This is a genomic window from Bradyrhizobium sp. Ken51 (assembly GCF_055807435.1).
Genome location: NZ_JBVVPB010000021.1, coordinates 1 through 15,161 on the forward strand (window position 1 = coordinate 1; position 15,161 = coordinate 15,161).

Sequence of the window (15,161 nt, forward strand, 5' to 3'; positions counted from 1 at the left end):
GCGGCAGGAACATGTCGTGCAGCCAGGTCGCCCGCACCGCCGGGTCGGCGTTGTGTCCCAACATCTTGGTGGGTAGCGGTAGCACCCCATCGCTGACGACCAGCACGTCGATCTCGCCGACTTTGAGCGCGTAGCGCGACGGAACTAACTCTTCAGGCTGCGATCTACCGGCGTGTGCTGTGTTTTGTACGTTCATGTTCGTCTCCTGTGGTGGATCATCGGATCCGTCTTCGAAAACTTCTGTGCCAGATCGAGCGTTAGATCCCGGATAGGCCACGCTTCGACGAAGCGCGGCCCGTATTGTGTTAGAGAAAGCCGCTCACGTCGCTGACGCGCTCGGGATCGGCGGATGCCAGCGCGGCGGCGCGCTCGGCCTTTGGCGGATAGATCCACACGGTGTTGATCTCCTGCTTGGTCTTCTTGGCGACGTCGCCTACCATCTTGACCTTGCGTTCCCAACCGATTGTGAACAACGCACCGGTATCGCCAAGGTCCAGGCAGGTGGTGTAGCCCTTCTGGTGATACGGCTTGGTCTGCGCTCCCAACAGTTCCGCGGCGGCATTGTTGCCGGCAAAGGCGCCCATCCGGGTCGCGTGCTGGCACGACATCAGCGCATAGTTGCCTAAATCGTCGCACGCTGCGCGAGCGGCATCGCCTGTGGCAAAGACGCCTGGCAACGACAGCACGCGCAGATCCCTGTCGACCAACAGCCGGCCGAAATTGTCGCGTTCGGCGGGGATCTGCATGGTCAACGGCGCAGCGCGCATGCCGGCAGCCCAGATCACGGTCGCGCATTCGATCCGTTCGCCGTTCGAAAGCGTGACGCCTGATTTGTCCAACTCGGCGACGCCGGCTCCGAGCCGAGTTTCCACACCGAGCTTGCGCAAGGCCTCTTCAATGATCGGGCGTGGCCCCTCGCCCATGTCGGGAGCGATTGCGCCGTTCCGATCAACGATGACAACGCGCGGCTTGGCTCCCTTGCCGAGGATCGCACGAAGCCGCGCGGGCATCTCAGTTGCGGCCTCAATGCCGGTGAAGCCGCCGCCCGCGACAACGACGGTGTCGCGCCCGTTCCTCTCCGGCCGATCGGCCAGACTGTGCAGATGCCGGTCGAGCGCGATCGCATCCTCGAGTTGGTCGACGCTGAAGGCGTGCTCGGCGAGGCCTGGGATATTTGGACGAAACAGCCGGCTGCCGGTGGCTACGACTAGCCGATCGTAGGAGAGCGAGCTTCGCTTGCCCTTGGCAGCGACGATTTCCACCGACCGGGATTTGGTGTCGATCGTCTCTGCGCTACCCTGCACGTAGACGACGTCGATCGCCTTAAGGACATGCTGAAGGGGCGCCGTCAGGGTCTCCGGCTTCGGCTCATAAAGCCGCGGGCGCACCACCAAAGTCGGCTCAGGTGCGACCAGTGAAATCTCGAGGTCCTCGGGGGAAACGCCCTGAATGTCGCGCAGGCGGGCTGCGGAAAGTGCGGCGTACATGCCGGCGAAGCCGGCGCCTATGATGACGAGGCGCATCTAATACTCCTGTAGATCTGAGTGCTGGAAAAAAGTCGGCGGAACGCAGCTAGACCGAGATGAATGAGAGGAGCTCGGCGTTGATGATGCTGGCGTGTGTCGTGCAAAGGCCGTGAGGTAGCAGGTCGTAGACCTTCAGGATGCTGTGCTTCAGCAGCTTCGCCGACAGTAGGGCGGAGTCGGCAACGGGTACGATCTGATCGTCGCCCCCGTGCAGAACGAGCGTAGGCACAGCGATGTTCTTCAGATCCTCGGTGAAGTCGGTCTCGGAGAACGCTTTAATGCAGTCGTATTGCGCCTTGGCGTTGCCCATCATACCCTGGCGCCACCAGTTCCAGATCACCGCCTGCGACGCCTCGGCGCCTGGACGGTTGTAGCCGTAGAACGGACCGCTCGCGAAATCGAGATAGAACTTTGAGCGGTTCGCCGCGAACTGAGCACGTAGGTTGTCGAAAACTTCGAGGGGCACGCCGCCTGGATTGGCCTCCGTTTTCAGCATCAGCGGCGGCACAGCACCGATCAGAACGAGTTTGGCCACGCGGTCTCTGCCATAACGCGCAACATAGCGCGCGGCCTCTCCGCCGCCTGTGGAATGACCGACGTGAATGGCATTGCGAAGATCAAGCTGATCGACGACCGCCGCAACGTCGGCTGCGTAGTGATCCATGTCGTGGCCATTACTAACCGGAGCCGACCGACCGTGACCTCGACGATCATGGGCGATGACACGATAGCCCTTGTTGAGGAAGAAGAGCATCTGGGTCTCCCAATCGTCAGAGCTCAGGGGCCAACCATGGTGAAAAACGATTGGCTGGGCGGACTTCGGCCCCCAGTCCTTGTAAAAAATATTCACTCCGTCTTTGGTCGTGACGGAGGTCACGAGATCGGTTCCTTGAGCGCCCGATTTCGAGGCATTGATTTCTTTGCCGAGGGCCGAAGAGGACCGGACAGTTAAAGAAGCGGCGCCGGCGATCGCACTCGCGAGCATGCTTCGCCGCGACGTACTTGCAAGCTGACTGACGATCCAGGACATTTTCATCTCCGTACAGGTGGCGTTGTCATAAGGATGATTTAGCTAACCGGGATTCGCATTGCCCCAGAGCGATTGAGGTGTTTGCAGAGCGATTGCTGTTAAGGCGAGTCTCTGCGCCAATCGCTTGGCGTTTCGCCAGTCAGCCGCATGGATGCTGCGGAGAAGGCTATTTGAGAGATCGACGCGTCTGCGTGGCGGAGCAAATTCTATTGCCTCCTCAAGCCGTCGCTGACGCACCCAGGCATACGGCCACGGTCCGGTACTTTCCTTAAAGGCGCGACAGAAATGGGAACGCGACACGCCAGCATGAGAAGCCAGAGCGGCGAGCCAGATGCCTGCATCGGGGTTTGAGCGCAAACGCTCAATTGCGGGGCCCAACGCCCTCGGCGATAACCCGCCCAAAGTCGGCTCAAAGGCGCTTGGTGAACCCGTGCGCGCAGCTAAGCGAGATACCGCCCGGAGATTCTTCAGTTGCTGCCTGAACCGGTCATCCAGCGCCTGCCTACTATCAGGCGCGGGCTTCTCCGAACTATCGCGTAAGACAAGCTTGTTCATAGATGTATGCTCACAATAGGGAGACGCGACGCCGTTGCCTCCTGTGCCCGAAATGTGGAAGCAAACGTCACGCGATGGTATCGTGCGACGAGTCCGGTCCGGCTGGTTCAGTGGATAGATCGACCTGTACCTTGGGATAGTGACGGGCTCTGCGCGCTCGCCCCAGCAGCTCCGCGACGACGGCTCAATGAGCAGACTGCTGTCCAGTGAGATCAACGACACTGGAGTCGGGTGCGGCAACCCGCGGCACCGGAAGCGCAAAGCGAAAATGCGCGCCTGCCGTCATCGTTATCGCCCAGAACAGCGGCGGCGGAAAATCCGTCGAACGCTACTAGCCCGTGTTCGAGCGCAAGGCCAGGGGCTGCAGCATGAGCGAGATCGAGTGGCGCAAACACGGCTTCGCCGGCTCGCAACTCGGCTATCTCCTGAACGGAGCCGGCTACTTCCACCAGGCACACAGGGCCGTGGACGACTGTCACGCGCTGCTGGAGATCTTGGACTTCGACCTACCGACGACCCGCGCGCCGGCGCTCGCCGTCCTGCCCGACACTTAAAATAGCGGCTCATGACCGCTATGGGTCTTGGTTGTGTGACAACGCAGTGTCGCGCAAATTACAGAGAAAAGCATTCCCTCAGAAGCCTGCTCCGGCATCGTGAGGAGCATATTGAACTGCGGCGCCGCTCCGTCTGAGAAGCAGATTCTCCACGCTTCGCGAGATTTCACGTTTTTACACAGCCAGGGTCACTAGCGACATGCGGCGGGCTGATGTCCGCATGAGTATCGAAGCGAGGTTTTGCTGCCCGGATAGCTCTGCACATCCCAGCGCGTCTGGTTCTCATGTTCCACGCATTTTCGGCGGAGCTTAACATGCCTGAATCCCCAAGCCGGCAAAACCCGGCTAGATAGGGACGCACAAGTCAATACGCTTGGTGTCTTTTTGTGCCCGTCAGGTTAACCGCGCGATCTTCATCGGATTGTCGAAGTGCGGTAGTCTGGCGAGATGAGTCGCCGGTTTGCAGCGGCGACGGATACCGACCTGGCCAGGAATGCCGACCGAAATCCCCGTGGCGGATGTGTGGCCACCGCCTTATCTTATCAAGGCCGCTCGCGGTCTCGTCGGCATCGATCAGGCAACGCTTGCCGAGTACGCGCACGTCTCCAGGAAGGCCATCGTCGCTCTCGAAAGCGACGAGTCGGTGGTGCTGGACTATCGGCGCGTTGCGGTGCTCGAGAAGGTGGCCGCATGCCTGGAAAAACGCGGCGTTGAGTTCATCAAAGCCGTCGGCGGCAAGGGCGAAGGGGTTCGGCTGTCACGGCCCAAACGTCGCTAGTTCACCCCGCCTCCTTCCAGACGCCTCGCAAGCCCGACGTACGGGTCTTAACCACGCAACCACGCGGCCCTTGCGTCGGCGCCAATGTCGGTTACATATTGTAACCAATGCAATCCGTGAAGCGTGAGGACAATGGCTGATCTCAAAGGGCCGACCAACGACACCGTAGTTTCCCAACAGTATCCGCTGCTCGATCGAGAATTCCCCTTCGTGGCCACGATCGAACTTCTGGACACGTCGCTCTGCGGACTGCGCCGATCGCAGTCCATGGGCGGCATTCTGGCCGTCGTCGCGGCGCCGTTTCTGCAGCTCGACCGGTTGAAGGCGCAACTCCCCTCCGCCTCCCGCAATATCTGCTATCTCGTCCACGGATCGGTCGTGTATGTCGGCCAAGGGAACGGGGATCGGAAGATCGGCGAGCGCGTCGCCGCCGAAGTCCTCAAAAACGCGCAAGTCTATCTGCTGTATTCTCTCGACCCCCGCTTCCAAAAGCTTGCGGCCGGCTACGTCGAGGCGAGATTGGTCGACCGGCTTCACGACATCGGAGTGCCGCTCGCGAACCTTCACCGTCCCTTGGGGGGAGACCTCAACCTCGACCCAGGGTTCGAACAACTCGTCCGACAGGCGGAGATCCTCCTCGGCGTCGCCGGCTTCCGTCCCCTCGAAACGCCTGGTTCGACCGCAGGCCGCCCCTCTCTTTCGCTGCCCGCCACGCGCATCCTGGGTGATGTCGTCCCAATCGAGCCGGACCGGATGCCACCGCCGCCGGCGACACTCTACCGCCTCCGCCACAAGAGGCTGCAGGCCACGGGCTTCCTGTCGGAGGGCAAGTTTTACGTCCAGCCCGGCGCTGATTACGCGCTCACCTCACAGCCGGGCATGACCGAATACAACATCCTCCGTCGCAAGGGCCTAGAGCAGTTCCTCCAGCCGGTGCCGGGCGAGGAGCAACACCGGCGTCTGCGTGTGGGACTGAGGTGCGCCACCTTACCGATCGCCTCCAAACTGCTGACCGGCGAGCACATCGGCAGGAAAGCGTGGCAGGTCGAGTGACGCCGGACGGCGGCGCCGGGGCCGGCACCGCGCCCCCGGTGTAGAGGAATCGGGCCCCCGTCGATGTCGTTCGGGCCGGACGATGATCGGCGTCGGTTACCAGAGGGAGTGCTCGCCGTGACGAAGCGACTTTCTAGACGATCGCAGGAGGAGAACAGCGATGTCGTTTTCGGACTTCACGATCGGACCCGCGCGTCATCTGTGCGGATTTTGGGCACGGATTGGCCCACCGTGTTCGAAGTAGCGCAATCGTTCGAAGGGCTGCGTTACGCCATCGTGCTGCACAGTGATGTCGAGGTCGGCGCTTCGTGCGGCCGGGCGATGCTACGCCAAGGTTTGCTCGAGTCGAGAATACCGGTTGCTGCTCGCAATCTGCGCCCTCGCCGACTTCGGTCACGCACATCTATCCCAACTCGCTTTCCTGCGCGCACAAGAGTGCAGATCATGCAGGCTCCCGTGAACGTCTTCCCGGCGCCCGGCGGCCCTTGAACCGGGTAGACACTCTGGTCCAACGCAAGCGCAATTCGGGTGGCGGTCTTCAAACTATCCTCGCCCACGACCTGCAGGCTCTCTCCCCTCAATCGGGGCGCGGTCGATATGAGAAGATCGCGCGCGGCGCGGTGCTCGCCGGCTCCTTCAATTCCGTTTTCCGCCACCTACTGTAGCGGGCGCGGACCACTGACTTCGCGAGGCGTCGCGCGGCAACATGGTTGATCCGCGTCGGTTCCTTCAACGGGCGCTCGTTAGTGCGGTCCGCCTAACGCGCGATGCACGATGTCGTTCTGGAAGGTACGATCGGAGGATTGTTCGCAATCGGGGGCCCCCGTTCAGAGCGGGGTCTTCTGCGAGATCATGTTGAGCAGAGGCGACGGCTCCGCTGCCGCCGGTGAGTATGTCAATCGGCCTGCCAAGGGTCGCGCGAGTTATATATATATCTGACTCGGTGATCAGCTTCCTGAGCAGGGCCGCTTCATCATGACCTACTTCGTCGCGCCGGTTCACTATCAGGTATTCCCCCGCTGAGCGGAGCCTTCCGCTCTTGTCCAATTTTTCTAGCTTTGGTCCACCACAGCGAGTCCGTTCGCGCTACTTCCGGAAACGCACGCCTTCGCCGGAATTCTGGGATGCTGCGAAAAATTCAATGCCGTACTTGTCTTCCAGCACTCGTTGCATTGCCTCGAGAATCTTTCGGCGACGAGGATCCATCTTTACGCTCTCGTCCGTCTCGACGACGCTCACCGCCTGTCGAGTCACGCCAGCCTCCAAAGCTAAAGTCGCCTGGTCGACACCGGCCAGCGCCCGCCCGGCACGAATGAGACGTGGCGAAGGCCAGATATCTTGGGCGGGTGAGATTTTGTTAACCATGCCTTAGATTTTGCTGGAATTTTTCCAGCAACCGTTGACTTCCCAGCCTAGATCGCAGACATTATTCCAGTGAAGATTGAGCGGGAGTTCGGTCATCGCGCGCGTACATCGCGCGTCGGAGCCAGCGTCAACCGGCTTGGGTGCGAGTGAAAGAAGCCCACGAGGACCATATGATTTTCTCCGATACCGCAAAGCTGCCTGACGAAGCCCTTACCGCCTTCCAAACCTATCCCGTCGCGACCACCGCTCATGCACTTTCGCCGCGCCCTTCAGAGGCTGCGGGCCGCGACTCAGACCACTATGGACGCTACATCAGCAGCGCCGCTTGGCAAACCAGCGCCGCTCGGCTGGCGGAGCTCAGTGCTGCTGGTCACCGCCGCGCGTGCTTCGCCTCCGGGGACGAGGCGCAAGTGCACGGCACCTATCTGACTGCGCGGCTCAATCGCGAGAATGTCCTCGAATTCTTCCGTACGGCTGGCTTGTACGGCGCGGGCCGACTTTACCCCCGGGTTCGGTCGCTTCCAGGTGGAGGAAGTCGCGCTCGAATAACCCCCCTTGCCGGGTTCGTGGCCCGGCGAGGTATTGCACGGCCCGCCGTGGATAATTCCGAAGACTGATCCACGAGCAATGATGACGGTAACACCGACCCGACGCGCTGGCTGGCCATGCGTGAACGATGGAGCGCGCCTTTGAACCACATCGACAATGGTGACCCTGAACGGCAGGAGGACGCCCCGACAGAGCCGTGGCCCGGCGTCCTGAAGTACTGGCGGACGATTTCGGCCGAGGCGTTCGACGACGCGACCAAGGCCGAGGTGATCTCGTTCGTGCAGGCGACGACCACGACGATCCCGCAGTTGCAGCGCGCCATCTCGGGCGATGCAGATGCAGCTATCGGCATGGTCATGCACTGCAAGGCGCCCAGTTCGATCGGCGTCAGGGTCGATTTCCCGATGACGCTGTTGCTGTCGTGCGCCTTCGATGATTCCGGTGCGGCGCTCGCGCTGTGCAATAAGCTTCGCCAGATGCCGCTGGAGGCCCGCCTGCGTACGAAGCTCGCGGCGTCCTGGCAGGTCACCGGCTTGCTGCTGTCTTTACGCCGCCCCCCGAAGGGCGCCACGCCCAACCAACAGAGCAGATAGGCCACAAACGTTCATGCTCAACAATGAGAAAGACAGCACGACATCCGCGGCGCCCCGTTCCGCAACGAAGGTTCGCTTGGCAGCTTACGACCCCGCAAGTGCACGTTCCTGGCCTTTCAAGGCGGAGGACAGTTCACCGCTCGAATGGTGGCGGAGGCTCCCGTCACAGGCGTTCGGCCAACCCGAGCGCCTTCACCTCCACGCAGCGCTCGAGCAGATCAACGTGCTGCATGCCGACCTCGACCTTATGGCCGCGGTAAAGGGCGACGCGGCCGCCGCCATCGAGGTCACGTTCACGCTCATGCCGATGAGCGAGATTTCGCTGGGGACTGACATCGCAATGACTGCGCTCCTGCGGTGCGCCCTCGAACGCAATGCGGCGGCTTCCTTGGTTCTGGCTCAGGTCACGGGCTTGACCGACCTCGGTCATCCCTATGCCAACGAGCTCGCAACCACATGGCTCGCCTACGGCAGGCTATGCTCGGAAAATCCCCGCGAGTTCAGCGATGGGGCGGCCGTGCTGCTGACCGCTTTCCAGGATCGTGAGCGGGAGCAAGATGAATGAATATCCAGATCTTCTCCGATCTCCATGGCGACGTGCATCCGGTCAAGCCCATCACGATCGCGCCCGGCGTTAGCCTTGTGATCGTCGCCGGCGATACCTGCGAGGGCGCGATCCGCGCCTTCCAGTACCTCCGTCGCATCGTGCCCCTGCAGATCCCCATCGCGATGGTGCTCGGCAACCACGAATACTATCGCCACTGCCTTCCAGAAGAACTCGCGTCCGCCCGTTCGCAGGCGGCCTCGTTCAACATCTATCTGCTGGAGAACGCGACCGTGATCTTGGCCGGCCGGGACGGCGAACGAGCGATCCGTGTGGTCGGTGCCACGTTGTGGACCGACTATCTCGCTTTCGGTCAAGCCAATCAGTTCGGAGTGATGAACACCTGCGCGACCGGCATGAATGATCACCGCCTGATCACCTGGCGGAAGCAGCCGTGGCGCCGGTTCAGGCCCCAGGAAGCAGCCTTGGTACACCATGAATCTAAGGCGTACCTCGCTGGGATTTTGGCGACACCATTTGACGGCAGCACCGTGGTCGTCACTCATCACGCAGTGCACTGGAATTCTGTGCACCCGAAATTTCAGAACGATCCCCTCACCGCCGCCTTCGTCTCCGACCAGAGCGCGCTGATCGAGCGCTTTCAGCCGACGCTGTGGGTCCATGGCCACGTTCACAATTCATCGGACTACCGCGTCTGCGCAGGCGGGACGCGGATCGTATGTAATCCACACGCCTACGGTTCCGAGAACCCGAGCTTCAACGGCGCCATGGTGGTGGAGATCGAATGAGCAACACCGGCGATGATGGCTACGATTTCGAGCTGCCGGCGGTCGCACGCGATGATGTGTTGACCGGCGCGGCAGCCGATTCAGCCGATTCCGAGAAACACCTGAAAAACATGCCCCGTATTCTGCGTTACGCGAAACTACTCGGAGACCACGCCAGGCACGTCGAACAACGCCTGATTGCCGAGATCGACGAGCTCTGCCCGGATCTCGCGCTGAACACCGCTTGGGCGGTTGCGCTGGATGTTGACAGTGGGCTTGCGCTTGCCACCGAGCTCGATCGTCGCGCGGCGGAATATAACGATCCGAACCTGCGCAGCTTGTCAGATTGTGTGCGGTTGCTTTGTTTACCCGCGACGCGAGGGGGTCTTCACTTCCAGCATTATTTTCGGGTCGCAAAGGCGCTGCTGCTGTCCTTCGAGATCATTCGCGACCGTGACGAAGAACTGTGTTGCGACATGGAGCGGTTCGCCTTTGGCTGGGCGGCACTGCCTGCGTGCGCTCACATATCCGTAGGGCACGCCTCCGCCGCGGAAAATGCGCTCATGCTCGGCTCGCGCATGGTGGAACATCGCATTGCTGCTGCCTGGCGAGAAGCCACTCAGGCGCAGGAGCAAAAGGTGCGCTTGATGGAAGAGGCCGAGCAGGAAAGAGCCGAGATCTCGCGCGAGACTCCAGCTAAGGAGGAGACCCTGCCCTCTGATCATCTTATCGTCGCTCGTCTGAGCGCCGACGAGATGAAGAACATCCGGCTGAAGGAAATTCTCGCTTCGCTGAAGAACGTCGTCAACGTGCCGCTGCCGCTCGTCATGGTGCCGCCGCTGCACGAGGTGCGCAGCAAACTGCTGCTCGAGTTTCCCTACGCAGAGCGCGTCATCGACTTGGTCCTATCTGATCTTATTGGCCGGCGCATCGTTCAGCTCCGTCCGATGATCCTAGTCGGGGAACCAGGCGGAGGTAAAACGCGGTTCGTTCGAAGCTTGGGCCAAACTCTCAACCTCCACGTATGGCGCACTGATTGCTCTCGGGGAGACGCGGCATTCGGCGGTACTGACAGACGCTGGCAGTCCGCGGAGCCCTGCCACCCGCTTCTCGCCGTCGCTCGAAGCAGAACGGCGAATCCGATGGTGCTGCTCGACGAGCTTGAAAAAGCGCCCTCCAGCGCAAACTCGGCAGGCCGATTCTGGGACTGCCTGTTGAGCTTCACGGAGTCGGAAACGAACGCGCGTTATCCCGATCCCGCGCTGCAGGTCAATGTGGATTTGTCGCGACTTTCTTTCATCGCGACCGCCAACAACCTGGACCCGTTGCCGAGCCCGATCCGCGATCGGTTCTTGGTCGTGACGTTCCCCAAGCCGGGCGCCGAGGACTTGGATGCCTTATTGCCGGCAGTGATGGTGGATCTCATCAAAGAGCGCGGGCTGGATCAACGCTGGATACGGCCGCTCGACGAGAACGAACACGTCGCGGTTGCCAAGCTGTGGCAGGGTGGCTCTGTGCGGCGGTTGCGCCGCATTGTCGAGGTCATCCTGCGCGAACGCGATTTCAGTGCCACGAGGAATTAATATGAGCCGAGAGCCCCACGAGAAGCCCGCGCCGCACCGAGCATCGCCGCTACCACGGCCGCCGCGATTGCCGGGGATAACGCCGGCAGAGATCCCGGCTGATACTGAAAACAAGGATACACTCACACTTCACCATCAAAGGACCAATCGCGTGAGCGACCCCCAGATCACCTGCACCAAGTGCGGAACTGAGATCAAGCTGACCGAATCCCTTGCGGCCCCCCTGATCGTCGCCGCGCGCAAGCAGTTCGAGGCGCAGCTCGCGGCCAAGGAGGCCGCGTTCAGCCGCCGCGAAGCACAGCTGCGTCAGTCTGAAGACGATCTCGCCAAGCTCCGTGAAACCGTCGACGAGCAGATCGCGACCAAGATGACCCTGGAACGCGACGCCATCGCGGAGGCGGAGGCCAAGAAGGCCCGCCTGGCCCTCGCTGATGATCTTGGTCTACGGGACCGGCAGCTTGCCGACCTGCAACAGCTGCTTGCCGCAAACGATGCCAAACTGATCGAAGCTCAGCGGACGCAGGCTGAAATGCTCCGCAAGCAGCGTGAACTTGACGTCGCCAAGCGCGAGGTCGAGCTCTCAGTCGAGAAAAAGGTGCAGGAGAACCTGGCTGCGGTGCGCGACAAGGCGCGGCTCGAGGCGGAAGACGCGCTCAAGTCGAAGGTCGCCGAAAAGGAGGCCCAACTCGCGGGCATGCAGCGGCAAATCGAAGACCTCCGTCGCAAGGCCGATCAGGGTTCGCAGCAGCTGCAGGGTGAGGCGCTCGAAGTAGAGCTCGAATCCCTGCTCCGGAATCGCTTCCACAGCGACCTGATCGAGCCGGTGCCGAAGGGCGAGTTCGGCGGCGACGTGGTGCACGGCGTAGTCTCCGCCGGCGGCCAGCGCTGCGGCACCATCTTGTGGGAATCGAAGCGGACGAAGGCCTGGAACCCGGCCTGGCTCGGCAAATTGCGGGATGACCAACGCGCCGCGAAGGCGGAGCTGGCGCTGATCGTCTCGACCGTTCTTCCCAAAGGCGTCGAGGGCTTCGACCTGGTCGAGAATGTCTGGGTGGCAGAGCCCCGCTTTGCAATTCCGCTGGCTGTCGCACTCCGGCAGTTGCTGATCGACGTCGCCACAAGCCGCCAGGCCCAGACTGGTCAGCAGACTAAGACCGAGATCGTGTACAGCTACCTGACCGGGCCGCGCTTTCGTCAGCGCATCGAGGCCATCGTCGAAAAGTTCAGCGACATGCAGAAGGACCTCGATCGCGAGCGCGCCACCATGACGCGCCTGTGGGCCAAGCGCGAGGAGCAGCTCAGGGGCGTGCTGGAGTCCACCGCCGGCCTGTACGGCGACATCCAGGGCATCGCCGGCCGCGCCATGCGGGAGATCGAGAGCCTGGACGTGCTCATGATCGAGGCGAAGGGTGAGGCTGCTGAGTAGAAGCAGATGAATTCGCCAATCGCATACAATGGAATACCGCACGTTATTCTCTCGACCCACGACTTAGGAAACCGTCGCTCTATCCGGCTGAGCTACGGGACCGGACTGAAGGAGAGCGGGTACGCGGCGCCGCGTGTCCAGATGAGCGTCTTCAGATCCAAGTCGTACTGATAGATGCACGAACGGATTGAACGCATGCCGTCGTTCGTTGCCGAACGCACACCGTGCGGTGATGCGCCAGCCGAGCTGCCACGCTTCACAAAGGGTCTCAACCGAAGAGTTTGGTAACCTTCGCTCGGTCACCCCCGAGGACCTGCGCGAAGTGTTCTTTGTCGAATAGAAGAGCCCCTGTAAGCCCGAGACTCAGGTGTTTCTTTCCACCGCTTTCAGAATATCCAAGGAGCCGGCTTGGTCTCGCGAAGGCTGAGCGTCGAGTAGATTGCGGCTGAAGTAGATGAGCCTAAACAGCATGCGCGTCTCCGTTCGCAATCCTTCGTCAAGGGGTTGTCCGAACGTTAAGGACCTACTGCCGCCCTCCTGCCTTACCGAGTGTTTAGCTTAATCTCGCAGTGGCCGCTTTTGGCGCGACACGCCTGCTGCGATCGGCTTCATCGCGATACTGACCGATGCGATCATTTGACGAGAGAGCGGCGTCGAACGGACGGCGCGAGCATCAAACCCACGTCATAAGATGTCTCAGGAGTATGCTCGCCTTGGATCGGGCCGCTCGTCCAAACCAATCATCAGATCGGAGCACGGCCCGCCTTCGGCGCCGCATCGTGGGGCTCCTGCATCGCAAGCGCCTGGTCAGGATCCACCGGTAGATGAAGCTCATCCGGCACCAAGGACACTCTATCGCTTCCCGCCGCGTGGCCGTCGGAAGCGCTTACACCGGCTTCCTCAATCCTGCGGTTACCTTCCTGTCCAGTTTCGGCCGCTCCGGCTGCGTGCTCACCGGCTTCTTTGATCGCCTCGTACTGCTGCGAGGCCACTTCCTTGACCTCATCCTTCAACTGATCACTGACGTTCCCGGCTAGACGATTTTCCATTTCGGTCGACGGAGCCAACGCGCCGAGAAGTGCACCTATCGCAATTCCGATTGCGGTGGTTAGGAGCGGCTGTTCTCGACTGAATTGAGCAAGAGAGTTGCCCGCTTCGACCGCCCGGCGACCGGCAGCCTTCGTAGAATCGGCAACCGAGGCCGCGGCTCGACGCCCACCATCCGCCACCCCATCGTACGTTTCCGATGTGGCGCGCTGCGCAGAGCTGGACAAGGAGCCAAGCTTGCCACGTGCATCCTCGGCCATGTGACGTGCGGATTCCACCCAAGAGCCGTCGCCATCACGATGCGTCTCTGCTGCCCCGTCAGCTCGAGCTGCGGCGGAGCCCTGTGACGCGCCGTCCGACGAGGCCGAAGACATCTTGTTCGCCCATTCAGATCCTAACTCGCCGGCCCGTTCGGCTGTAGACCGCACGCTCTCGGCAACGGCACCAGCGGCATCACTGACCCGGTCTGAGGCACGATTCACGATCCCTTGCCCTGAGCCGCTGCGAGAGCCGAGCACCAGCCAAGCGAGACTTACACCCATGATCGCGACAGGAAGAGGATTCTTCACTGTTTGGTTCTTCAGGTTGCGTGCAAACTCAGCCGGCGCGCCGTCGTTAAGCCGGTCGGTTAGCTGATCGAGCAGTTGCCCCGGAGTCATCCGGCTGCGCAGCTCATCCAGGGTTTTGGAGAGGCTGGTTCGCGCCTCTTCTGTTTCTCGTTCAAGCTGCTCGGCGTAGGTCATGATCTGGGCTCATCTGCTGTTTGGCCACGGAAGCATCCATCTGAAGCTGGTGGACGGTCCTTTTCGGCATGAAGTTTTCGGCTTTGAGAAGGCTGCTACCTATCCATGCCAGGACCACACCGACTATCAGTGTGGCGCCGCCGACGATGAGGGCAGACCAGTAGGAAGCAAGACCGTAACCCTGTGTGAGTGCGGCAACGCCGGCCTGAAGCAGAATGACGAATGCGGGGATGAGGAGCACCGCCGCTCCCACGATCATGCCAAGGCCTCGGCCGACCGCCGCCACGTTCTCCGATACCTCGGCACGAGCTAATTGCGTCTCCTTCCGCATCAGAGTTGCAAGTTGCGAAAACAGGTCGCTAATGATGTCGGGCACCGAGCGGGAGTTGCTAGGGACACTCATTGACTTGCCTCGTGAGATTTGCTGGCTGAGCTCTTTAGAAACCGCGAGGCGGCGAAACCAGCAGCGACCGCCGCGCCGAACAGCACCAGCGGCTCCTTGCGCCCGAGGTCGGTGTACTTGGTTACGAGATCGCCCAGACCTTGGTTGCGCAAGGTCTCGGCTCCTTGTTCAAGCCGGGAAGCTGCCGCGTGCACGAACTCAGCGGCTTTCGGCATCTGCTCTTCAAGTTCACTGGCCGCCTTGTGGACAGCTTTGGCCATTTGCTCGGCCTGGTCTGCGCCCAATTGCTTCGGCCATTCCGCGATGTTCTCCGCCTTTTCGATGGCATCTGCTGCTTGCATTTATGGATTCCTTACATCAGAGGGCGACCGACCGGGTGCATACTTCCTAAGCTACCGCGGCTTCCAACATTGCTCGTACGGCACCGTTCCTACGGAAAACGGGAAAAAGATCTAATCCTGTTGGCGCGACCCAACTCGCTCACCTTGGTGCCACCTGGGTGCTGTCAGGGTGCGTCCGCGACTCTTTGAGCTTCAAAAGCCACGTCACAAGCGAGACAAGCAGCGGAGCTTTCAGGTATGGCGAAGCCAGGGCCGCAGCGAGCAGCTTCGCTTGCGATGCGGT

General features: G+C 61.3%; 14 protein-coding genes and 2 pseudogenes. 8 read left to right on the forward strand and 8 right to left on the reverse strand.

Annotated elements, in window-relative coordinates; genetic code table 11:
• From AC0L27_RS28810 to AC0L27_RS28820, 3 genes and pseudogenes are all read right to left on the reverse strand, one after another.
• A pseudogene (locus tag AC0L27_RS28810) lies at positions 1 to 196 on the reverse strand (MBL fold metallo-hydrolase); the annotation flags it as partial.
• Between the two features lie 109 nt (positions 197 to 305).
• Complete coding sequence (locus tag AC0L27_RS28815; RefSeq protein ID WP_473321058.1) at positions 306 to 1,523, reverse strand: NAD(P)/FAD-dependent oxidoreductase; 1,218 nt, start codon at positions 1,521 to 1,523, stop codon at positions 306 to 308.
• Positions 1,524 to 1,572: 49 nt separating this feature from the next.
• Positions 1,573 to 2,403 carry an alpha/beta fold hydrolase gene (locus AC0L27_RS28820; RefSeq protein WP_473321194.1) on the reverse strand — a complete coding sequence of 277 codons (831 nt, stop codon included), beginning with the start codon at positions 2,401 to 2,403 and terminating at the stop codon, positions 1,573 to 1,575.
• A 986-nt stretch (positions 2,404 to 3,389) separates the two neighbouring features.
• Here AC0L27_RS28820 and AC0L27_RS28825 point away from each other — a divergent pair.
• From AC0L27_RS28825 to AC0L27_RS28835, 3 genes and pseudogenes are all read left to right on the forward strand, one after another.
• A pseudogene (locus AC0L27_RS28825) lies at positions 3,390 to 3,662 on the forward strand (3'-5' exonuclease); the annotation flags it as partial.
• 496 nt (positions 3,663 to 4,158) lie between these two features.
• Entirely contained in the window at positions 4,159 to 4,443 is a 285-nt protein-coding gene (locus AC0L27_RS28830; protein WP_473321059.1) for a transcriptional regulator, read from the forward strand.
• Positions 4,444 to 4,575: 132 nt separating this feature from the next.
• Positions 4,576 to 5,496, forward strand: a complete 921-nt coding sequence (locus tag AC0L27_RS28835; RefSeq protein ID WP_473321060.1) for a hypothetical protein — start codon at positions 4,576 to 4,578, stop codon at positions 5,494 to 5,496.
• Between the two features lie 1,086 nt (positions 5,497 to 6,582).
• Here AC0L27_RS28835 and AC0L27_RS28840 read toward each other — a convergent pair.
• Positions 6,583 to 6,861: a helix-turn-helix transcriptional regulator gene (locus AC0L27_RS28840; RefSeq protein WP_473321062.1), complete on the reverse strand. Its 279-nt coding sequence runs from the start codon at positions 6,859 to 6,861 to the stop codon at positions 6,583 to 6,585.
• A 689-nt stretch (positions 6,862 to 7,550) separates the two neighbouring features.
• Here AC0L27_RS28840 and AC0L27_RS28845 point away from each other — a divergent pair.
• The 5 genes from AC0L27_RS28845 (at position 7,551) to AC0L27_RS28865 (ending at position 12,344) form a co-directional block, all read left to right on the forward strand.
• Positions 7,551 to 8,003, forward strand: a complete 453-nt coding sequence (locus AC0L27_RS28845) for a hypothetical protein (RefSeq protein ID WP_473321064.1) — start codon at positions 7,551 to 7,553, stop codon at positions 8,001 to 8,003.
• A gap of 13 nt (positions 8,004 to 8,016) precedes the next feature.
• The gene (locus AC0L27_RS28850; protein WP_473321067.1) at positions 8,017 to 8,568 is read left to right on the forward strand and encodes a hypothetical protein; all 552 of its coding nucleotides are present in this window, start codon (positions 8,017 to 8,019) and stop codon (positions 8,566 to 8,568) included.
• Complete coding sequence (locus tag AC0L27_RS28855; protein WP_473321069.1) at positions 8,565 to 9,356, forward strand: metallophosphoesterase; 792 nt, start codon at positions 8,565 to 8,567, stop codon at positions 9,354 to 9,356. The genes AC0L27_RS28850 and AC0L27_RS28855 overlap by 4 nt, the downstream gene beginning before the upstream one ends.
• The gene (locus tag AC0L27_RS28860) at positions 9,353 to 10,918 is read left to right on the forward strand and encodes an AAA family ATPase (protein ID WP_473321070.1); all 1,566 of its coding nucleotides are present in this window, start codon (positions 9,353 to 9,355) and stop codon (positions 10,916 to 10,918) included. Before AC0L27_RS28855 ends, AC0L27_RS28860 begins: the two co-directional genes overlap by 4 nt.
• 151 nt (positions 10,919 to 11,069) lie before the next feature.
• Positions 11,070 to 12,344, forward strand: a complete 1,275-nt coding sequence (locus AC0L27_RS28865) for a DUF2130 domain-containing protein (protein ID WP_473321072.1) — start codon at positions 11,070 to 11,072, stop codon at positions 12,342 to 12,344.
• A gap of 268 nt (positions 12,345 to 12,612) precedes the next feature.
• Here the strand turns inward: AC0L27_RS28865 and AC0L27_RS28870 are convergent, their stop codons facing one another.
• From AC0L27_RS28870 to AC0L27_RS28885, 4 genes are all read right to left on the reverse strand, one after another.
• A complete protein-coding gene (locus AC0L27_RS28870; RefSeq protein ID WP_473321195.1) occupies positions 12,613 to 12,711 on the reverse strand; it encodes a BLUF domain-containing protein in 99 nt (32 codons plus the stop codon).
• A gap of 376 nt (positions 12,712 to 13,087) precedes the next feature.
• Positions 13,088 to 14,134 (reverse strand): DUF3618 domain-containing protein, encoded by a 1,047-nt coding sequence (locus AC0L27_RS28875; protein WP_473321074.1) that lies wholly within the window; start codon positions 14,132 to 14,134, stop codon positions 13,088 to 13,090.
• Positions 14,112 to 14,510, reverse strand: a complete 399-nt coding sequence (locus AC0L27_RS28880) for a phage holin family protein (protein WP_473321076.1) — start codon at positions 14,508 to 14,510, stop codon at positions 14,112 to 14,114. The genes AC0L27_RS28875 and AC0L27_RS28880 overlap by 23 nt, the downstream gene beginning before the upstream one ends.
• A 23-nt stretch (positions 14,511 to 14,533) precedes the next feature.
• On the reverse strand, positions 14,534 to 14,878 hold the full coding sequence (locus AC0L27_RS28885; protein ID WP_473321078.1) for a hypothetical protein: 345 nt from the start codon (positions 14,876 to 14,878) through the stop codon (positions 14,534 to 14,536).
• Between the last annotated feature and the right edge of the window lie 283 nt (positions 14,879 to 15,161).